The sequence below is a fragment of the Paraburkholderia sp. PREW-6R genome, from assembly GCF_039621805.1.
In the GTDB taxonomy this organism is placed as follows: Bacteria; Pseudomonadota; Gammaproteobacteria; order Burkholderiales; family Burkholderiaceae; genus Paraburkholderia.
Window position 1 is genome coordinate 836,948 of sequence record NZ_CP155075.1, and the last position, 19,993, is coordinate 856,940.

Annotated in this window: 16 protein-coding genes; 3 read left to right on the plus strand and 13 right to left on the minus strand. The window is 61.3% G+C overall.

Annotation, left to right across the window (positions count from 1 at the left end; all coding sequences use genetic code 11):
• Nucleotides 1–39 precede the first annotated feature (39 nt).
• Nucleotides 40–387 carry a helix-turn-helix domain-containing protein gene (locus AAGS40_RS28310; RefSeq protein ID WP_345816872.1) on the plus strand — a complete coding sequence of 116 codons (348 nt, stop codon included), beginning with the start codon at nt 40–42 and terminating at the stop codon, nt 385–387.
• Nucleotides 388–839: 452 nt separating this feature from the next.
• Here the strand turns inward: AAGS40_RS28310 and AAGS40_RS28315 are convergent, their stop codons facing one another.
• Both AAGS40_RS28315 and AAGS40_RS28320 read right to left on the minus strand, forming a co-directional pair.
• Nucleotides 840–1,535, minus strand: a complete 696-nt coding sequence (locus tag AAGS40_RS28315; protein ID WP_345816873.1) for an NAD(P)-binding domain-containing protein — start codon at nt 1,533–1,535, stop codon at nt 840–842.
• 342 nt (nt 1,536–1,877) lie between these two features.
• The gene (locus tag AAGS40_RS28320; protein ID WP_345816874.1) at nt 1,878–2,462 is read right to left on the minus strand and encodes a hypothetical protein; all 585 of its coding nucleotides are present in this window, start codon (nt 2,460–2,462) and stop codon (nt 1,878–1,880) included.
• Between the two features lie 168 nt (nt 2,463–2,630).
• Here AAGS40_RS28320 and AAGS40_RS28325 point away from each other — a divergent pair, with 168 nt between their 5' ends.
• Nucleotides 2,631–3,173, plus strand: coding sequence for a cysteine hydrolase family protein (locus AAGS40_RS28325; RefSeq protein ID WP_345816875.1), 543 nt, complete (start codon nt 2,631–2,633; stop codon nt 3,171–3,173).
• Nucleotides 3,174–4,263: 1,090 nt separating this feature from the next.
• On the opposite strand, the gene AAGS40_RS28330 is transcribed toward AAGS40_RS28325, so the two are convergent.
• The 10 genes from AAGS40_RS28330 to AAGS40_RS28375 all read right to left on the minus strand — a co-directional run bounded on the left by AAGS40_RS28330 (nt 4,264) and on the right by AAGS40_RS28375 (nt 17,720).
• Nucleotides 4,264–5,133 carry an LD-carboxypeptidase gene (locus AAGS40_RS28330; RefSeq protein ID WP_345816876.1) on the minus strand — a complete coding sequence of 290 codons (870 nt, stop codon included), beginning with the start codon at nt 5,131–5,133 and terminating at the stop codon, nt 4,264–4,266.
• 730 nt (nt 5,134–5,863) lie between these two features.
• Complete coding sequence (locus AAGS40_RS28335; protein ID WP_345816877.1) at nt 5,864–6,691, minus strand: AraC family transcriptional regulator; 828 nt, start codon at nt 6,689–6,691, stop codon at nt 5,864–5,866.
• A 91-nt stretch (nt 6,692–6,782) separates the two neighbouring features.
• Nucleotides 6,783–7,916, minus strand: coding sequence for a HAMP domain-containing sensor histidine kinase (locus AAGS40_RS28340; protein WP_345816878.1), 1,134 nt, complete (start codon nt 7,914–7,916; stop codon nt 6,783–6,785).
• An 874-nt stretch (nt 7,917–8,790) separates the two neighbouring features.
• A complete protein-coding gene (locus tag AAGS40_RS28345; RefSeq protein ID WP_345816879.1) occupies nt 8,791–10,203 on the minus strand; it encodes an MFS transporter in 1,413 nt (470 codons plus the stop codon).
• 33 nt (nt 10,204–10,236) lie between these two features.
• Complete coding sequence (gene leuD, locus AAGS40_RS28350; protein WP_345816880.1) at nt 10,237–10,866, minus strand: 3-isopropylmalate dehydratase small subunit; 630 nt, start codon at nt 10,864–10,866, stop codon at nt 10,237–10,239.
• Nucleotides 10,867–10,883: 17 nt separating this feature from the next.
• Nucleotides 10,884–12,377 carry a 3-isopropylmalate dehydratase large subunit gene (locus AAGS40_RS28355; RefSeq protein WP_345816881.1) on the minus strand — a complete coding sequence of 498 codons (1,494 nt, stop codon included), beginning with the start codon at nt 12,375–12,377 and terminating at the stop codon, nt 10,884–10,886.
• A gap of 156 nt (nt 12,378–12,533) precedes the next feature.
• The gene (locus AAGS40_RS28360; protein WP_345816882.1) at nt 12,534–13,508 is read right to left on the minus strand and encodes a PDR/VanB family oxidoreductase; all 975 of its coding nucleotides are present in this window, start codon (nt 13,506–13,508) and stop codon (nt 12,534–12,536) included.
• Nucleotides 13,509–13,526: 18 nt separating this feature from the next.
• The gene (locus AAGS40_RS28365; protein WP_345816883.1) at nt 13,527–14,771 is read right to left on the minus strand and encodes a porin; all 1,245 of its coding nucleotides are present in this window, start codon (nt 14,769–14,771) and stop codon (nt 13,527–13,529) included.
• A gap of 130 nt (nt 14,772–14,901) precedes the next feature.
• A complete protein-coding gene (locus AAGS40_RS28370; RefSeq protein WP_345816884.1) occupies nt 14,902–16,254 on the minus strand; it encodes an MFS transporter in 1,353 nt (450 codons plus the stop codon).
• A 146-nt stretch (nt 16,255–16,400) separates the two neighbouring features.
• Nucleotides 16,401–17,720, minus strand: coding sequence for a Rieske 2Fe-2S domain-containing protein (locus AAGS40_RS28375; protein ID WP_345816885.1), 1,320 nt, complete (start codon nt 17,718–17,720; stop codon nt 16,401–16,403).
• Nucleotides 17,721–17,950: 230 nt separating this feature from the next.
• Between AAGS40_RS28375 and AAGS40_RS28380 the strand changes: the two genes are divergently transcribed.
• Entirely contained in the window at nt 17,951–18,886 is a 936-nt protein-coding gene (locus AAGS40_RS28380) for a LysR family transcriptional regulator (RefSeq protein WP_345816886.1), read from the plus strand.
• 40 nt (nt 18,887–18,926) lie between these two features.
• On the opposite strand, the gene AAGS40_RS28385 is transcribed toward AAGS40_RS28380, so the two are convergent.
• Nucleotides 18,927–19,835 carry a class I SAM-dependent methyltransferase gene (locus AAGS40_RS28385; RefSeq protein ID WP_345816887.1) on the minus strand — a complete coding sequence of 303 codons (909 nt, stop codon included), beginning with the start codon at nt 19,833–19,835 and terminating at the stop codon, nt 18,927–18,929.
• Between the last annotated feature and the right edge of the window lie 158 nt (nt 19,836–19,993).

The following is a 19,993-nucleotide window of genomic DNA, read 5'->3' on the forward strand; positions in this document are numbered from 1 at the left end:
GATATATAGGGCAAAACAGTATCCTAATGGATCGACAAGATGTCTCTTTTGAATAAATACCCGTGCGCAGTTCAAGTCACTGTCGACGTTGCCGGAGGCAAATGGAAGCCGCTCATCATTCACTATCTGATGGGTGGAACAAAGCGTTTCGGCGAGTTGCAACGCCTCATTGGCACGGTGACGCAACGTTCGCTTACACTACAAATCCGTGAGCTTGAATCGCACGGTATCGTCCGTCGCGAAGTATTCAATGAAGTGCCGCCACGCGTCGAATACACACTGACCGAGTTCGGCCGGACGCTTACACCCGTGCTTGACGCGATGAAGCGTTGGGGCGAAGACTATATCGATAGCGCCCGAGATGTGGATGTAGACCGCCGCGATTGAGGCACCGTGATGTGACCGTAAGCGATCAGCTCGCACGAACTTATTAAAGCGGCCCTTAGGCCGAATTCCCGTCTTCCGATGCGACTAAACAAGCGTCTGCAGTGCCGTTGAAGCTTCCATATCTGTCGCGCGTGGTCGACCGGCCCTAGAGGGTCGCATTGCGCCGATTCGCTCTTGAAATTGATCGCCGGAAAGCGGCCAGTCGAAATCCGCTTTCCGGAAGCGCGTCGCGATCGGGCCAAACGAGAAGAACCCGCGATCCAGAGTGGCAAGTCTAGTTCTGGTAAAGCGGCATCGCTGGAGCGGATGTTGTTCAATCGCGCGGCCAGCATATTGCTAGCGGCGCGTGAGTTCGAGCGCCGTTGGCCTTTTGAGGCAGCAGACGTTCAACTGCATCTCATTGCTTTCCCGCACGCGCCGACGGACTTCGGCGCGTCCGTCGGAACGTCGCTTCAAGCAGGCTGTTCGAAACTGCCGGGGCTCTTGTCCGAGGCCGTCCACTGCGGAGTCCGAACTCGCTCCGCCTTCTGCAAGCCGGCCTTCAGACCTTCCGCGTCGAAGTCCTTCGTATAGACTGGCGTGCCAGGCTGGTGACGCCAGGAGTCGTCGATCCCGCCATTATCGACCGCATCAAAACCCACCTCGTTGACGAGTTGCATCACCACCGCCTTGGCGTCGGCGCTATCGCCCGAGACTGGCAGCGCAATCCGCCCTGGGGTGCCTTCCGGCTTGCCGAGATTGCGCAAATGATCCGCGTAGATGTTGTTGAACACTTTGACTACAGGCCTGCCGATCTGCTGCGAAACCCACGCGCTTTCCGTCATCCCGGACTCGATCGCCTCGATGCGGCCATCACGCTCTCGTGGATAATAATTGCCGGTATCGATTACAACCGTTGTTTCGGGTACATCGTCGAACAGGCTCGCAGGCAGATCAAGGACCTTCTTCTCGGGAATAGTGATTACGATCACTGCTGCATCGCGAACTACATCCGCGAGTTCGGCTGGCTTTGCACCCGTTTCGCGGGCGACATCGGCGAGCGTTTCCGGTCCACGCGAGTTGCCGATCAGCACCTCGTGTCCATGTTCGACCCAGCGCAGTGCCAGTACACTTCCAATATTTCCCGCGCCAATAATGCCAATTTTCATACACCCTCCTGTTCTTCAGTTGACTTGAGCGCAACGCGCGCATCATCTGTGCCCGCAGGGTCGACCGTCCCCTCACACTTGCATAGCCTAGCACCATCCGGACTGAGAGACCGGGTCATCAAAGAGGACCCAGACCCTCTTTCGCGAAGCCGAGATCGCGGGCCTGGCGTAGGCCTCATGTGAGAGTTTCGCGGTGGGTGGCGGGTAGAAATAGCACACGTGATACGGGACCTTACCACCGATATGGTTTTACTCGTTTCAGTCCGCCGTCCGCACTGCCGTTTTGCAAACTCCAGCCCATGATCCAGTGTGGGCGGAGTGCGCTATTCCCGTTTTTTATTTTTAGGTGAGCGAGTCGCTGACGAAGACGTTGTAAGGTGGGAATTCAAGATCCAGATTTTCGGGAATGGGTATGCCGTTTCCGCAATAGTCGATCTCGACATCGGCTAAATGACCCGACTCGTCGGCGAAGAGCAGGATCTCGATCGAGCCCCCAACCTCCAGTTCCGACCGATCGTGGAAGTCCGCTTCAAACACCATACGGTAAGGCTGCCCGCTCGAAGCTATGGCTATGGGAGGAACTTCGTCGGGCGTGGCCAGCGACAGGCTAAAACTGTTACATCCACATTCGCAGAGCCTGACTATCTGCGCATTCGCGAATTGCGCTGCAAGCGCGTCACGATTTGGAAATGGACAGTGTTCAAGGATGAACGTAACCCAATAAGCTGCTCGTTCCAGATTGTTTGGCATAGGTGTCTTGGTATCTCGGCTTCCGGCTTCGACGCGTCGATTGTCGGTGATTTCAGTCGGGCTGTCGAACGATCGCGACTGGCCGTACACTGCCCAACGCGACTGCCCAAGACCGACTCCAAGGGACAGCCGGCTTTTCGGAAAACGGACGTTGACGATGGTTGCCGCGTACCGCATGATTGATGCATGAACTTCAATGCGCTCCACACTGCGACAACAACCACGACCACCTATGGTGGGTCGTAGGTCAGTACGCGCAACGTTACGTATTAGCCAAGGCCCCGCCAGAGATGAAAGGGGCCTTTTAGTTTCTCCGTCATCACTGGCACAATCAGGAGAAACAGCATGAATCAATCTGCTCTAAGACGCCCTGCCTTATTGATCATCGATATGCAATTGGGCCTTTTTAACGGCTCGGACAAGCCGTACGAGGGCGACCGTGTGCTAAAAAATATCAACCAACTCATTAAGCGCGCACGCGGCGCCAATGCTCCGATATTCGCTGCCCGTCACACTGGGCCAAGAGGCACACCCATCGAACCGGGCAGCCCGCTTTCTCAGTTGGTACCCCAGTTGGATGTGGACGTGAAACGCGACTTGATATTCGATAAAACCAGGCCTTGTTGCTTTTTCGGCACGTCGCTCGGCGAGCGGCTCGCCGAAGCAGGTACCAGCGAGTTAGTCATAGTCGGAATGAAGACTCAATATTGCATCGACGCAACCTGCCGAACTGCGGCCGACATGGGTCTCAGGCCAGTTCTGATAGCGGATGCTCACACCTGCATGGACACACGTGTATTGCCAGCAAGAGCGATCATCGAACACCACAACGCTACCTTGGATGGATCCTTCGTGACGCTGGCGAGCGCTGCCAACTACGAGTTTTGAGTTTGTTCGATCGCGAGTCCGGGACATTCGGCTCGCGTGTCGTCACTTCGCTTTGTCGCGTCGAACGTCTCAAACTGGCCGAACCGGGCCGACAGAAGCCTCGCGGAACGCTGATCGCGGCAGATGCGCGGAAGGCATGGATCGACATACAAGGGACCTTCGGCGCGCCCGGTAGCGGACATTCGCGGGCAACTATTCGACTGGTCCAAGGTCGACAGACTGTCGTCGCGGCGCGGGGGAAGGACCTCCGTCAGGGGCACCAGTGGGTAAAGCCGACCGCGCCCAGGGTCTTGGGCACCGTCTGCGTAATAGTCAGGCGCAGACCTCGCCCCGCCGCACCGATTGATTGAAGCTTACTGCTATGCCTCGCTACCGCCCTTCCATAAAGGCCGAAGCGCATGTTCGCGCGGTAGTTCTCGGGGCGCATCGCCTGCTAGCCCGTAAACTTCAATACCACTCAATAGACCAGCGCTCTCAAAAATAAATATCCCAGTCGGCGCATCATCGGGACCAAATATGAAGTCCCCAAGAATGTGTACGCCGGGGGGCGCTGGTTCGTGACCTTTGATTTGGAAATTGATAGACCCGCAGCCGCAGGGGCAGCGCCACGGCGTTATCTCCGCAACTGCGAGTTGCTCAACAAATTCTCGCGCTTCCGGCTCACCATGTTCAAGCATCCAACGAGCCAGGGACATCTCTGATGCAGACAGTGGGCGGTTCTGTGCAGGAGTCATGGTGTGAGAATTCGGCCGTGATCCTTCGGATTGTGAACGATGTACATAGCGGCGTCGAGTGACGGAACTGGCCGGTCCCGGGCCTACACGAACACCACGGACCGCTGATCGCGGCAGATATGCGAAAGGCATGGATTGGCACACTTCGACCCTTCGCCCCGGCGGAAACTCGACGGCGGTTCCGAAGTGTGCTGCGGCCGTTCGCTCGGTCAGGTTGGGCGGTAGCTGCCTGGCGTTCCTGTCGAGAACTTCTGGCGCGCGGTCATCAAATCGCCGGCAGAAAATTCGGGCTCTCAGATCGGCCTACAAACCGCTCGCAAACATCGGCTATGCATTGCGACAGAACCGATTCGACGCTAGGCGACGAACCGGATCTCGCTGTTCTCGATGGCAGCCTGGTTGCCGTATTGCCAGGTGATGTTGCGGTGTTCATGTCCGATCGGCAGACCCGAGTAGATCGGCAGGTCGAAGCCGACCAGCACGTCGACAAGCATCTGCTCGAGCGTGAAATCCGCGCCGTCCGGGATCGGGCAGCGCGTGAATTGCCCGAGTACGAACGCGCGCGCCCCGTCGAACGCGCCGCTCAGACGCAGTTGCGTCAGGCTGCGGTCGAGCCGGTAGCCTAATTCCGTCACGTCCTCCAGCAGTACGATCGCGTCGCGTGAGTGAAGCGACCAAGGTGTACCCGCGACGCTCGCGAGCACCGTCACGTTGCCGCCGCACAGATATCCCCGCACGGCACCAGAGTCACCAGACAAATGCCGCAGGCTCAGCGGAAAGCGTTTGCCACCAGTCAGCGCGGCTCGCACGTCGGCACGCGTCGCGTCGTCGACCTTGGTCGCCAGGCTGTGGAATGTCGGGCCATGCAACAAGCGCACGCCGGGTCGGTCGGAGAGCGCGCAGAAAAGCGACGTCGCGTCGGAAAAACCGATGATCGTCTTCGGCGTCGCGATCTCGTCGGGCAGGTGCTCGAGCAGGTGCGCGCAACCGAATCCTCCCCGCGCGAGCCAGACGACGTCGATCGACGGGTCCATCAGCATGCGCCGCAGATCGCTCGCGCGCTCCTCGGCAGTTCCGGCGAAATAGCGGTACCGGCTGCCGAGATGCGCGCCCGTCTGGACCTTGAAGCCCCAGCTCTCGACGAGCGCGATGCCACGCTCGATGCCTAGCGGATCGGGTACACCCGCGGGCGCGACTACGCCCACTGTCTTGCATCTTGATTCCATTGAACAGATACCGTGGATAAAGAACCTGCTGACTATACCCGACACTGCCCGCGCGCCGCTCACCCCTGCAAGGCGACATCGAACGCGTTGGGAGGCCCGCCTCCGGCTTCCGGGAATCCGTTTCGCTGCCAGCACCGCCTCAGAATTACCGTCGATGCGAATTCGCCGACCGAAGGATTGAATGGCCGTTTGCACAATGCAAATGTCATTGGGGTAGTCGCGCAACGCATCGGCTAAAGGTTCGTTGCTGGCCGCGTGCTGCCTGAAGCGTCGGGCGCAAGTCGACCCACAAGCGACAGTCGGGCATCTCCAGAGCGGCCACTCGCCGACGTGCGATTTCGCGAGGGTTTGCAGCTAGCGCGCATTAGCCCCCTTTCCATGTCGGCGATCGAGCAACTGCCACTTCGCGATCCGATATGCCGTTCGGGCTCTCAAACTACCTCGCCGTCGCGCGATGGTTTAGTGAAGTCTTCAGTTTCCGGGGATGGGCAGAAAAAGCCCGTTTGCTCCGCTTTCACTCGCCTGCCGCGCCGCGCCTGCAATTTCGCGACAATCGCGCGACGCGCCGGCACTTCGATCAGGTAATAGCAAAGTACGCCATCAGCGGACGCGGATATGTTCGTGCTCGTGACCCACGGCAGTATCTACTTCGAGAAACTCTTGTCGCTCTGACTTAATCGCGCGCGCGGCAGTTCCGCGGTCATCGTCTTGCCGCAAATTCGCCAATGAATCAGCTACCGACTGTCCGGTGGGCAAGTCGGTATGCGCGCGGCGTCACACCGGTGTATCGATGAAATACTTCGGTGAAATGCTGCTGAGTCCGAAACCCCGCGCGCGCGCCAACGTCAACCAGAGGAGGGGTTTGTTGGCACAACATCGTCCTGGCAAATTTCACCCGTTCGAGTGTCACGTACAGATGCGGTGGGGTACCTGTCGCCGTTTTGAAAGCGCGTGCAAAGTTTGATGCACTCATGTGCACCAGCACTGCGAGTTGCCCGACCAGAATGGTTTCGGCTATGTGCTCATGAACGAAGGCTTCAATGCGAGTCAGCATTTGACGCGTAAGAGGCATGTCCGGCACTGCCGCACCGGCACAATGCCCATAGCGCAGAGCGACGTGCACCGAGACGACATCGGCAAACGCGTCGGCGCAGGCAGCGTCGATGAGATCCGCATGATGCAAGGTAGTCAGTGTGCCCGCGGCCTCGCGCAGGAACGGATTCCAAAACCTGGACCATCTTGGGACCACGTCAAACGCCAGTTGCGAGACTTGCCCAAGTACGCCCGGTTTGAGTGCGATAACCCATCCAGCGGGATTGTTGTCAGCGACTGCGGCCAACTGCGCCCCCACCGGGATAATTGCGACAAATGGCGCACTGATCAGAATAGAACGGCTTATTTCGGGACCGTCGCCGCCTGCAGTCCCCGCAACAGTGCAACCTGTCGGTATAACCAGGCGAAGTCCCTGCATTGAATTCAGCCAGCTATCGGTGAATGCGATATTCATCGGTTGGCAGCGCAACCCGTGCTGCGGGGTCGACCCTATTTCTTGCTTCATGGGTTAAGCAGACGCCTGCAAAAAGCACGGACCGAGGCGAGATCTAATCCGGACGTTTTTGGGTCTACCTCCTCCCGGAGGAGCGGATGAATCAGCACTGCATTCCGTATCGAGGCAACGAGACGGTGAAGATGCAGCCGGTGCCAGGGACGTCGCGCACACTGAGAACGCCGTCATTCGCTTCGACGCTAGACTTTGCGATTGACAAGCTCAGCCCCACATCAGTTTTATCGGTAGTTCGCTGCATGAACGGAACGAACATTCGCTCAATGTCGCCAGGATGGAGGCCGCCGCAGTGATCTTTCACATCGATGAGTATTCGATCAGACAGCGCGTATGCGTCCAACATGACTTCCGTATGAGGCTGCGTGAATTTGATGGCGTTCTGAAGGAGGCTCCCCACGGCTGCACACAACTCGTCGCGGTCCCCCTTCACGGCAAGACGGAAATCGATATCGGCGATCGTCAGCGTGCAGTGGTTCAACTGCGCCAGAACGCTGGCGGCGATACCCACTTCAGCGATGAAGTCGTCGACAGGGAATATTCTCACCTGTATGGAGTTCATGCTAAAAAGGCGCACTTCGTCAACAGAGCGATCGATCAGCTCGCGTAAGCCGTCGAGGCTGCGCTCCAGAACTGTCCCCGTGGCGCCAGTCAGACTTAGATTTGCTTCTTTTGCGGCAGTAAAAGCAAGTGTTGCGGTCTGAAGCAGGTTACGCAATTCGTGCGCGAAGGACGCTAGCCGCTCGCGCGTCGCGATTTCCTGGCTGTCAACAAGCGCGAAATCGCGTTGGTCGCTGAATTCAGTCACCGCATCGGCGATGGCATTGTCCAGACATCGGTTGAGGGTACGAAATTCGTCGACAGAGAAAGGAGCATCACGCTCGTGTGCGAGATCGGTAATGGCTTGGCAAATATCGCCATAATCATGCACTGCCTCACCGATTGAAAAACCCAGGATCAATAGCTCGCGCCCGTGCTGCGCGGCTGCCAGACCAATTTCCGATGGAACCCCGCCGCCGCCCGCAGGACCGGAAATCCTGAGGCCGTCCATCGGGTCCGACGACTGTTCTGCCCGAAGAACTCTTATCAGTTGCTCAAGGAAGAGCGGAACTCCATTTTCGAGCTGTTCAACCGTCGCACTTCGCCCGGGTCGCCCTGCGACCTTTGCCCGGCATCGCCTCACCAGTTCGTCGCGGTTATTCGCCAGAAAGTCATGCATCATGTTGCACCCCCGTAACCTCGCCGTTCTATTCCGCGAATTGGCTAAACGCGGTGACGGCGCGTTCAACTCCCCGCGGTGCCCCTGCATGTCGGCAACGGAGCAAAATCCTGGAATCCATACGGACGCAAGGGCCGCTACCCGCCGCGCCCATCGAGCTATGTGGCAGATCGTCGGTGTGATCATCCTACGCGCTATCGCTGAGGAAGTAATTGTTTCCCTTAGTTCCCACCTGCACCATGCAGCACTCCAGATCTGTAAGAGCTTTCATAGTCAGGGTTTTTATCTCGTCTCCAACGCCGTTGAAGCGGGCGGCGTTGAAAATTGTCGACAATTTAGTCGTCGGCGTCGACGGTCCGTTCATGGCCGAACAGAGCCACACAGTTCCCCACCCTACGCCAATTCGAGCGCAACTCCTTATCCACCTGTTCGTGTAACAGCCACAGGCCCACTGCGGGCTCGCGCCGTCGCGCGTCGAAATATCAATCACCGAAGGCGCTGGTTCGAGTTCTCAGCGCGGCGGCCACCGCGGCACGGGCCACTCAAGCCTCTATCACCCGCGCAGCGTCCGGCTGGACAAGATCAGAATCGACCGCAGTTTCGCGCACAAAATGAGCACCGAGCCAGAAAGCGCGGAAACCGTCGCGGCACCCATGCGGCCGAGCAACGGTCTTGGGCTCACGAGTCACTGCGGAGAGCATCGAAGCTTCGACCGATAAAGCGCATCTGACCGCACGTGGCTATCAGCAGGGACAAGGCCTCCTATCCAGCCACGCAGTCGGCGCGGCGAAAATCGCCCCACTGCTGAAAGCCGAAGCATCGCGCGATGCGGTACTGGCATCGATCTCACGGCTTTCGCACCGCCAGTAGATCTCCATCAATGCATCGGCAACGGCGCCTGCGCGCTGGATGACGGCGGCTCGCGCAACTGCCGGTCAATGATGAGCAGCACGCCGCTTGCCACCAGCAGCACGACGATCACGATCGAAAAGCACGATGTCAGGCTGTGCGTCGCGTCCTGTACACGTCCGATCAGCGTCGTCACCGCGAAGCCGGCTACGCTGCCCGCCGCGCTGATCGTGCCGATGCCGGCCGCGGCGATATTGCGCGGCAAATAGGTTTGCGGAATCGTCCAGAACACCGTCATCGATGCATAGATACCGATGTTCGCGAAGCAGAATCCGGCGAGTATCGCGGCCGGCCCGCGCGACAGCGCGATCACCGCGTAAGCGGCTGCCGCCAGCAGCAGCATTGCGTGAAGATGCTTGACGCGTTCGCCATGCCGGTCGGAATGACGGCTCACGAAGAACAGCCCGAGTGCGCCCGCCGCCGGCGGCAACGCGACCACCGGACCCAACAGGTGCGGCGACCAGCCGAACGTGTGCACGATCTGCGGCAACCACGTCGACAGCGTCGCGAGACCCGCGAAAATGCCCGCGTTGATCATCGCGAGCATCAGCACGAGCGGATGCGCGATCACGTGGCGCAAGCGCGCGCGTTGCGCGAGCACCGGCGCGGGCGCTTCGTCGTCCAGACGTCGTCGCAGCCAGTCGCGTTGCGGGGCCGACAGCCACGCCGCCTGCGCGGGCGCGTCGGTCAGCACACGCAAGCCGATGATGCCGAGCACGATCGCGGGCAACCCTTCGAGTAGAAACAGCCATTTCCAGCCGGGCAAACCGAGCATGCCGTCCATTTCGAGAATCCAGCCGGAGACGATGGCCGTCAGCACGTAACTCGCGGGCACCGAATACGTGAAGATCGCGTTATTGCGCGCGCGATAGCGCGCGGGGAACCAGTAGCTCAGATACAGCAGCAGACCGGGCGCGATGCCCGCTTCCGCCGCGCCGAGCAGCGCCCGCAACGCGTAGAAGCTGTAAGGCCCTTGCACGAACGCCATCAGCATCGTCACCGCGCCCCAGCCGATCGCGATGCGGGTCAGCACCGTGCGTGCGCCGAAACGCGCCATCGCCAGATTGCTCGGAATCATGAACACGGCAAACGCGAGAAAAAACAGTCCGACGCCGATGCCGAACATCGCGCCGGTCAGATGCAATTGACGGTTCATCGAAAGCGCCGCGAAGCCAAGATTGCCGCGATCGACGATGGAGACGAGAAAGAGGCCGAACACGTACGGCATCAATCGCCACGTCACCCTTCGTAGCGTCTCGCGTTCGAGCTTTTCGTCGCTATCGTTGCGCGGCTCGCGAACGACGCGGTGGCCGATCGCATCGCGTGGCGCGGGCGCGCACGGGTCGGCGGCGTCGGCGGCGCGGTTAGATTCCGGTTCCATTGACATTTCCTCTTTTCGGCGCGAGCGTGCGCGTCAGCGTGGCGAGCGCGGGTCGTACGCCCACGGCCGGCGTCGCCGGTCGGAGGATCGGTAGGCATCGATCTTCTCGCGCCGTTGCAGCGTCACGTCGATTTCATCGATCCCGTTCAGCAGCATCGTGCGCAACGCCGGCGGCGTCTCGAAGCCGAAACTTTGGCCGTCAGGCGCGCGCACCGTTTGCGCATCGAGATCGACGGCAATTTGCGCATGGCCATGCGCATCCTGCATCTGCTGCGCCAGATCCCGCACGGCGTCCTCCGGCAACCGGACCGGCAGCAGTCCGTTGCGAAAACAATTGCTGAAAAAGATCTCGCCGAAACTCGGCGCGATCACGACACGAAAACCCGCCTGCCGCAGTGCGCGCGGCGCCGCCTCGCGCGACGATCCGCAACCGAAATTGCGCCCGGCCAGCAGGATGTGCGCATTCGACCACGGCGCCCGGTTCAGGATGAACCCAGGGTCGGGCGAGCCGTCGGCCTGCTTGCGCCAGTTCGCGAACAGACCCTCGGACAGGCCCGCTTCGCTCGTGCGCAGCAGATACGGCGTCGGGATGATCTGATCGGTGTCGATGTTGATCTGCATGAGCGGCGCGGCGATCGCGCTGATGCGAGTGAAGGCTTCCATGAGCTTGCTCCGTTCGTTCAGCGCGATTGATCGGCCGCTGCGGGCGACGTTGCCACGTCCGCCGCATCGGCTGTGCGAGGCAATGCACGCGCATCGGCCAGATGCCCGAGCACCGCGCTTGCCGCGACCGTCGCGGGACTGGCCAGATGCGTGCGCGTTTTCGGTCCCTGACGGTTCTCGAAATTGCGGTTGGTCGTGCTGACGACGCGCTTGCCGCCGAGCCGATCGGCGCCGCCAGTCGCGCACATCGCACAGCCCGACTCGAGCCATTCGAAGCCGGCCGCGCGAAAAATCGCGTCGATGCCGAGCGCCTCGGCTTCGGCCTTCACACGGCTCGACCCCGGCACGCAGATCGCGGTCACGCCGTCGGCCACCTTGCGTCCCCGCAACACGTCGGCAGCCACCTGCAGATCGGACAATCGCGCGTTGGTGCACGAGCCGATATAGGCAACGTCCACGGCGATGTCGTCGTAGCGCGTGCCCGGCGTCAGATGCTGATACGCAAGGGCCCGTTCGACCAGTGCGCGCGCGCCTTCGTCGTCGAATGCGCCCGGTGCGGGCACCGCGCCGTCGATTGCCGCGCTATGCTGCGGACTCGTGCCCCACGTGATCTGCGGCGCGAGCTGCGTGCAATCGATGTGGATATCGCTGTCGAATTGCGCGCCCGGGTCGCTCGGCAAGGTCTTCCAGTAAGCGACCGCCTCGTCCCACGCCGCGCCGCTCGGCGTGTATTCGCGGCCGGCGAGATACGCATAAGTGGCGTCGTCGGGCGCGACGAACGCATAGCGCGCGGCGCATTCGATCGCCATGTTGCACAGCGTCAGGCGCCCTTCGACCGGCAGCGCTTCGACGGCTTCGCCCGCGAATTCGATCGCGTAGCCAATGCCGCCATTAGCGCCGATCCGCGCGATCAGATGCAAGGCCATGTCCTTCGCGTGGACGCCCGCCGGCAGCGCGCCGTCAAACCATACGCGCATCGTTTTCGGCTTCGGTTGCACCAGCGTCTGCGTCGCGAGCACGTGCACGCCTTCGGTCGACCCGACACCCCAGCCCAGCGTGCCGACGCCGCCGACCGTGCAGGTGTGGCTGTCGCCGCAGACGAGCGTCAGCCCCGGCAACGCAAGCCCCAGTTCCGGCGAGATCACGTGCACGATGCCCTGGCGCGGATCGCCGACCTGAAACACCTGGAGTCCGTGACGCGCCGATTCGCCGACCGTCTCGGCGATCATCGACGTCGCGGTGTCGTTGCGTCCCTGGCCGGGCCGGCGGCCGGGATAGATGTTGACGACATGGTCGATCGCGGTGAACACCTGGCGCGGACTGTCGGTCGCGCGTCGTGCCTCGTGCAACTCGCGCAGCGCCACGCCGCCTGACACCTCGTGCAGAAACAGGCGGTCGATCTGCAGCAGATAGCTGCCGTCGCCAAAGTCTTCGATCACGTGATCGTCCCAGATCTTCTGGAAGAAAGTGCGCGCGGTGGCTGACGGATCTGAAAGGGTGGCATCGTTCATTGAAAGCCTCCTGGGCTCAAACGGCGGTGGGCTCGCGGTCTCGCGTTGCGAACCAGACGTATAGGGTTCCTATCGTTCATTCCGTCGGCCAGTCATGCTACTTCGACGCACGCCGGCTTGAATGTCCGCGACAACCCTGGCATCGCGATGCGCGCGTCACAGGTCGAGTTCGAGAAACGGGCTGCGGCTGCCCGAACAGCAGATCATCATCGTGTCGCCCTTCGCCTGCTCCGACGCGCTCAGCACGTGATCGCGATGATCCGGCTCGCCTGCCAGCACACGCGTTTCGCAAACGCCGCACACGCCCTGCTCGCACGACGACGGCACATCCATGCCCGCCTCGCGCAGCGCCTGCAGGATGGTGCTGCCAGGCGGAATCACGAAGCGGCGGTCGCTGCGTACGAGCCGCACTTCGAAGCCGCCTTCGTCGGCGGCGTCGGTCGTCGCCGAGAAGCGTTCGACGTGGACGTCGGCGGGCGGCAACGCGCGGCTCGCGTCGATAAACGCATCGACCATGCGCTGCGGACCGCAGCAGTAGAACTGACTGCCGGGCGGCGCGTCCGCGACGATCGCCTGCAGATCGAGGCGCCCCTGGTCCGGGCGGTCCGAACACGCGATGCGAACCTTGTCGCCATAATCCCGCAGCGCGTCGCGAAACAGCGCGCGTGTCTCGCTGCGTACCGCGTAATGCAGTTGCCACGAAGCGCCTTCCCGTTGCAGCGCGCCGATCATGCCGAACAGCGGCGTGATGCCGATCCCGCCCGCGATCAACACGCTATGCGCCGCGCCGCGCACGAGGTGGAAATGATTGCGCGCGGCACTGACGTGAAAGACGTCGCCGACGTGCGCATCGTGCGCGAGAAAGCGCGAGCCACCGCGTCCGTCGCCTTCGGTCTGCACGGCGATGCGCAGCGTGTTCGCGTCGGCATGCGTGCCGGTGAGCGGCGGAAGCAGCGAATACTGGCGCAGCAGCGTGTCGTTCAGGCGCAGATCGATATGCGCGCCCGGCTCGAATGGCTCCATTGGCCGAGCGTCGAGCGGCGCGAATTCGTAGACGTTGACGTCTTCGGCGGCCAGCCGGATGCCGATCAACCTGACTGGCCGCATGCCGTTTGCGGAAAATGCTTTCATTGGGACGTGGATGCCGGCTTAGAAGCGGTGAAGAATGCCCAACCGCACGACCGTCTGCCGGTCGGTCGACGACGGCGATACATTGGTCACCGAGGCCACCGCCGGTTGATTGAGCGAGTCGCGCCCGCTTGCCTGCTGATAAATGCCGATCGCGTAGACCTCGGTGCGTTTGGACAGAAGATACGCCGCCGAAACCAGCCCCTGGTGATACGTGACGCCGCCCGTCGACCCGCCCGCGCCGCTCACGCTGCCGCCGTGCAGATAATCGTACGCGGCGGCCACCTGGATGCTCGGCGTGATTGCGTAGCTGCCGTTGATTTCGGCATCGTTGAAGATGGCCGTGCCGCGGTAGCGCAGCGGATTGGGCCCCGAGTTCAGGTCGCCGAGATTGTTGAACGAGATGTGGCTGAAGACCGCGCCGATCGTCGCCGGGCCGATCTGGTATTTCGCACCGCCCTCTGCAATGCTCAACGAATGTGCGGACGAAAATCCGGCGTAGACCGGATTCGATTGCGCGGCTGTCGCCGACCCTACCGAACCGAGATTGTCCGAGGTCGCCGGACCGGACGTGCCGCCGGTGCCGAAGTACGACAGATTCGGATTGCGCGCGCTGGTGTAGCCCGCCGCAACCGTCAGTGGACCGCTCGCGAAGCTGAGCGCGCCCGACAGGAATTGCCGGTTCGTCACGTCGCCCGCCACGCCGCCCAGACCGTACATGCCAGCCGCGGTGAAGCCGTCGAAGGTCGCGGATTTGAATTTGATGGTGTTGTTGATACGCTGCGAATGACCGAGATCGTCGATGTCGTCCGGATGCGCGCCCAGATGCCCGGGCACCGAATTGGCCACCGAGGTCGTGAACACGAAGTCGGTCATCGGATTGTATTGGCGTCCGAGCGTCACCGTGCCGAGCGGCGACGACAGGCCGACGAACGCCTGCCGCCCGAACTCGAGTCCGCCCTGCGCAAGCGTGCCCGTGTTGATGTTGAAGCCGTTCTCCAGCGTGAAGATGGCCTTCAGACCGGCGCCGAGATCTTCTGTGCCCTGCAGGCCCCAGCGCGAGCCGCCGATACCGGCGGCGCCGTCCATCATCGCCCATTGGCTCTTGCCGTTATGCGCGCCGCCGACGGTGCCGGTTTGCGAGCTGTTCGAATACATCAATCCCTCGTCAATCAATCCATACAGCGTGACGCTGCTTTGCGCATTTGCGTGCGTGGCCGCTGCAAGAGCGCACGCTATCAGACCGAGTCTCCAGTGCTTTTTCATATTGGTTTTGATCCCAAACGTTATGGACTAGCCGGGTGGGGCCCGGTTTTCGTTTTCATCGTCGATTCGCGTTGAAACGCCGCCGCCGCGACGGCAGGCGGGTGCATCGGTGCAGCCGTACATGCGTGTGTTACGAAACCGCCACCGTCGCCTTCGCGCGCTTCATGCGGAACGCCAGCGTCAGCACCGCCACGCTCGCCAGCAGGAAGACGCCGCAAACGATCGGAAAGCCCGCCGTCAGGCTGCCCATCGAGCCCTGTACGCGCCCGATCATGGCGATCACGACGAAACCCGTCATGCTGCCCATTGCGTTGATGAACGCGAGCCCGGTCGCGGTGATTTCGCGCGGCAGATACGATTGCGGCATGGTCCAGAAAATCGTGTTGACCGAATACACCGCGAGATTGGCGATCACGAATCCGGCGATGGTCAGCGAAGGCGTGCCGGACGCGGTGACGATCGCGTAGCCGAGCGTGGCGACCAGCAGCAGCACGAACGTGTGATAGATGCGCTCGCGCTTGCGGTCCGAATGGCGGCTGATGAAATACATGCCGATCACCGCGGTCAGCGGCGGAATTGCAGAGATCGGCCCGATCAGATGCAGGGGCAAGCCGAACGAACGCACGATCTGCGGCAGCCATGCGCCGAGCGTCGCGAGTCCGCTGTAGATGCCGGTATTGACCGCTGCGAGCAGCAGCACGGTCGGATGCTTGACCGCGTCCCACAGCCGCGCGTGCGGCTGACTGCCGGCCAGCATCGCTTCGCGATCGATGGTGGTTTGCAGCCAGCCGCGTTCCTCGGGCGTGAGCCAGTGCGCTTGCGCGGGCTTGTCGGTCAGATAGAACAGCGTGACGATGCCGAGCGCGATGGCCGGAAATCCTTCGAGCAGAAAGAGCCATTTCCAGCCGGCCAGCCCAAGCACGCCGTTCAGTTGCAGGATCGAGCCGGAGAGGATCGACGCGACCGCGTAAGACGCCGGAATCGCGTAAGCGAACACCGCGTTGTAGCGCGCGCGGTAGGCGTAGGGAAACCAGTAGCTGATATAGACCAGCATGCCGGGCGCAAGACCCGCTTCCGCCGCGCCAAGCAGCGCGCGCGCCATGTAGAACGTGGTCGGGCCATGCACGAACGCCATCGCCATCTGCGCGAGACCCCACAGGATCGCGATGCGCGCGAGCGTACGGCGCGCGCCGTAGCGCGCCAGCACCATGTTGCTCGGCACTTCGAGCAGCGAATACGCGAGAAAGAACACGCCGACGCCAATGCCGAAAGTCGCGCTCGTCAGCCCGAGATCCTTGTTCATCTGCAACGCGGCGAAGCCGAGATTGCCGCGATCGAGCACCGCGACGAAGTTCAGCGCGAAGATCAGCCAGGTCATGCGGCGGCCGACCTTGCGGATCGTCTCCGGGTGATCGTCGGCCCGGTCGGCGAGTCGCCCAAGTGCGTCGGGTAACTCGCCTCGTGCGTCGGCGCGAGGTTCCATGTGGGGTGTCTCCGTATCGTCGATATCGTGAGCCCGCCGCGCGCCTTCGTCGGGCGCGCATGTCGGGCGTGTCGGTCCTGCCGGTTGCCGGGCTTCGCGCGTCTGCGCCGCTTCGCTTGCGGGCTCCAATGCGCCGGCGCGTCAGTTCACACCGATTGCGGCTCGGGCTGCGCCGGCATGCGCACCGCCTCGCCGAGCTTCTGCTCGTAGGCCGCAACCCAGTCGAGCTTGTCGGAGGCGAGGAACGATCCGCCGCGTGCGCCGCGATACGCGTCGGGATCGTCGACGATGGCGGGCGTTTCATTGTTTGCGTCAAGCGCTCGCGCGGCCTGCAGCAGACGCCGGCGCGTGACCATGATCATGCGATCGCTCGCGGCAAGATGCTCGAAGGTGCGATCGACGACGGCCCCCATGCTTTCGATCACCGCCTGATCCTGGCGTCCGATCCCCTGGATGCCGGTGAAGCTGATCGTGCGTTGTGCGTCGCGATCGATGAAGTAATCGTTGTCGACGTTGGCGGCCAGACGCCAGCGGCCATACCAGTCGTGGGTGCGCGGCAGGAAATCGCTTTCGGGCGCGAGACCGGGAATCGGCTCGCCGCTCTTGAGGTTCTGCAGCGGCATGGTTCGCTTGTTCCACGCGACGCGATATGACATCGTGTGTTCGTCGTCCATCGGCACGTTGATCGTGCACGCGATCAGATCGTCGAAATCGCCGTTCGGCGTGAACGTGATGAACGGAAACAGGAAATGCGCGAACCGGTAGTAACGCTCGCCCTCGTCGGCCGCGCGATACGCGGCATACATCGTGCCCCATGGCGTTTCCTTGACGCTGTATTCGGGCGCGCGGCCGATGATTCCCCATTTGTGCATCGAGTCAGGATCGACGTCGTCGGCTTCGAGACTGCCGATATGCAGAAACCCGAAATGCGATGTGTCGATGTCGCCTTCCGCCGATTGCAGCCAGTTGCAATCGCGCTGATGCACGAAGATCGAACGCTCGGCAGCGGGAATCTGCAATGCGTCGATATTCGGAAATTCGGGCGGCGTGTCGCGCGGGCCCATGTACGCCCATACCATGCCGGACCGTTCCAGCACCTTGAAGGCACGCGCCTTCACGCGATGCTTGAAGTCCTGCTCGGGCGGCACGTTGGGCATGTCGATGCAATTGCCTTCGACGTCGAATTTCCAGCCGTGATACACACAACGCACGCCGCCCTGTTCGTTGCGGCCGAAATACATCGACGCGCAGCGATGCGGACAACGATGATCCATCACGCCGACCTTGCCCGCCGTGTCGCGGAACGCAATCAGCTTTTCGCCGAGCAGCATGATGCGCAGCGGTTCGGCATCGGCAGTCAGTTCCGACGACAGACACACGGGAATCCAGAATTGCCGCATCAGCTTGCCCATCGGTTTGTCGGGACCGACCTGGGTGAGGATGGCGTTGTCGGATGCGCTCAGCATGCTGTTCTCCTGATTGGGGATGAATTGGCGACGCCCGGGCGTCTACGTATTGGAAGCGGGGCGCCCAATCGCGGCAGCGCAAAGCCGACGATCCATGTCGACGAATCGGCGTGCGGGCAATCGCGGATTGGCGCTCCGGCATTGTTGTTGCACGATAAGGTTGGTTTCCTGAGCGAACAAGAAGACAGCGGGAAATCACTTTTCCTGCTGCTGGAAAACCGGAGTCGAATTTGGATTACTGGAATCAGTTGCGCCTGTTCATTCAGATCGCCGAAACGGGCAGCATGACGAAAGCCGCCGAGGCGCTCGGGCAGTCGAACGCGGCAGCGAGCCGTTACCTTGCGGAACTCGAACGCCGCCTGTCGGTGCGGCTCGTCGAACGCAATACGCGGCGGCTCTGGCTGACCGAGTCCGGCGAAGTGTTCTATGGCCGTTGCAAGAACGCCGTGGCCGAGATCGATGCCGCGGAACAGGCGGCGGCCGCTGCGGCCCACAGCATCGACGGCAACCTGCGCGTGACGGGGCCGCTATCGTTTTGCATGCAGCATATCGGCCCCATCCTGCCGCTATTCGCGATGCGATACCCGAAGCTGACTGTCGAAGTCATCGCCGCCAATCGCTATGACAACATCATCGATAGCGGGATCGACGTGGCTTTTCGCACCCGCTATGCGGAGCCGGATTCCGGCATCACGGTACGCCGCCTCGCGCGCACGCATCGCGCGGTCGTCGCATCGCCTGCTTATCTCGCGCAGCATGGAACGCCCGACCATCCGGACGAGCTCGATCGTCACCGATTCCTGACGTATCTGCATTCGAGCTATCCAAAGGACGTGCACTTCGAGCGCAACGGCGAGACGGTGACGAAAGTGATACAGGGGATCGCGAGCGCGAACGAAGCGCAGATTCTCCGGCAGGCGGCGCTAGGCGGGATGGGCATGCTGGTGCAGCCCAATTACCTGCATTACGACGACCTTCAGCGCGGCACGCTGGTGCGCGTCCTGGCCGACTGGAATTTGCCGTCGATGGATATCAACATCGCGTACCCAAGCCGCAGCTATCTGCCGGCACGCTCACGCGTGTTCATCGATTTTGTGATCGAACACTTCGCACAGATGCGCTACGAGGATAAGTGGACTGACCGCTTTAACGCGCCGGCTTCGTGACGGCTTGAGCGGTTCGAGCATTTTTCAATCGCGAGATTGATCACTTCGGATTAACGGCGAACAGGCAAACAATCACGTCGCTTTGAAAGAGCTTCGTAAATGGCAGTATCGCCATCGCGCCGATGTATTGCAGGTACATGTTCAGAGTGGATTCATGTGTTGAGTATCGCATCCGCTCCAGCATCCCCTTAGCGCGAATAGAGGGCAACTGGACCTCGCGGACTAGCCGCATTTGATGCTTGTCGACAAGCTCCGCCAGGTTCCGCGTCCCGAAAAAATGGACGTGCGGTGACGGGAAACCTTTTTGCCACATCCGTTCGAACGGGCTCGTCCACCCCATTGCCGCGAAAAACTTGGATACGCGGTAAAACAGACCTTTGCTGTTCGGCAGATTGAGCACGAGCACACCACCGGGATTCAGGCGCTCGCGGCACGCGGCAAGTGCGGAATCAATATCCGGGATGTGCTCGATCACGTCGTTAAAGACGATAGCGTCAAACGTCTCTCCGGGAAGCAACGCTTGGGGGAAATATCCGCCCCTTACCGGCAGACCTTTTGCCGCTGTCTTCGCGCGGACCGCTTCGTCTGGTTCAATGCCTAACACGTCAAATCGACCTGCGGCCTGTTCGAGAAACCAGCCGTGTGCGCAGCCTACATCAAGTAGTTTTTTCGCTGCAACGGGCAGGTTCGCAGCAATGAGCCCGACGACCTCCCGGAAGTTCTCAGTTCGGATGGCCCTGAGCCCGGCCTCTCTATCCGCCTCGTCGATGGCGTTATGCGCGCTGCTATCGTTAATTGCAGGCTGTAGGTCGCCTGCCTCATATCCGCATCTGGCGCATACATAGTGCCAATGCTGAACGCCCTGACGCATTCCACCGCCGCATACCAGACAGTCTGCCTTGTTTGCGAAAGCATCAGAAGCGCGTTGCATCATCGCTCTTTTTTGCATGCGTTTTCCTTAAAGGAAATGCCGTTGGCTCAGGCTGACGCTAGATGTTAGCCGAAAATCGGACGCATGCCGCTTTTTTATCGGCCGCTTAAGAGCAGCTTTTTTATTGGCGATTGACCGGATGGATTGGACGGCAATTGGCGAAGCATCGGCGAATC

Bases quoted from the DNA above. Each gene is read 5' to 3' on its own strand.
- AAGS40_RS28310 (WP_345816872.1), top strand. From the start codon at position 40: ATGTCTCTTTTGAATAAATACCCGTGCGCAGTTCAAGTCACTGTCGAC.
- AAGS40_RS28315 (WP_345816873.1), bottom strand. From the start codon at position 1,535: ATGAAAATTGGCATTATTGGCGCGGGAAATATTGGAAGTGTACTGGCA.
- AAGS40_RS28320 (WP_345816874.1), bottom strand. From the start codon at position 2,462: ATGCGGTACGCGGCAACCATCGTCAACGTCCGTTTTCCGAAAAGCCGG.
- AAGS40_RS28325 (WP_345816875.1), top strand. From the start codon at position 2,631: ATGAATCAATCTGCTCTAAGACGCCCTGCCTTATTGATCATCGATATG.
- AAGS40_RS28330 (WP_345816876.1), bottom strand. From the start codon at position 5,133: ATGGAATCAAGATGCAAGACAGTGGGCGTAGTCGCGCCCGCGGGTGTA.
- AAGS40_RS28335 (WP_345816877.1), bottom strand. From the start codon at position 6,691: ATGAAGCAAGAAATAGGGTCGACCCCGCAGCACGGGTTGCGCTGCCAA.
- AAGS40_RS28340 (WP_345816878.1), bottom strand. From the start codon at position 7,916: ATGATGCATGACTTTCTGGCGAATAACCGCGACGAACTGGTGAGGCGA.
- AAGS40_RS28345 (WP_345816879.1), bottom strand. From the start codon at position 10,203: ATGGAACCGGAATCTAACCGCGCCGCCGACGCCGCCGACCCGTGCGCG.
- leuD (WP_345816880.1), bottom strand. From the start codon at position 10,866: ATGGAAGCCTTCACTCGCATCAGCGCGATCGCCGCGCCGCTCATGCAG.
- AAGS40_RS28355 (WP_345816881.1), bottom strand. From the start codon at position 12,377: ATGAACGATGCCACCCTTTCAGATCCGTCAGCCACCGCGCGCACTTTC.
- AAGS40_RS28360 (WP_345816882.1), bottom strand. From the start codon at position 13,508: ATGAAAGCATTTTCCGCAAACGGCATGCGGCCAGTCAGGTTGATCGGC.
- AAGS40_RS28365 (WP_345816883.1), bottom strand. From the start codon at position 14,771: ATGAAAAAGCACTGGAGACTCGGTCTGATAGCGTGCGCTCTTGCAGCG.
- AAGS40_RS28370 (WP_345816884.1), bottom strand. From the start codon at position 16,254: ATGGAACCTCGCGCCGACGCACGAGGCGAGTTACCCGACGCACTTGGG.
- AAGS40_RS28375 (WP_345816885.1), bottom strand. From the start codon at position 17,720: ATGCTGAGCGCATCCGACAACGCCATCCTCACCCAGGTCGGTCCCGAC.
- AAGS40_RS28385 (WP_345816887.1), bottom strand. From the start codon at position 19,835: ATGCAAAAAAGAGCGATGATGCAACGCGCTTCTGATGCTTTCGCAAAC.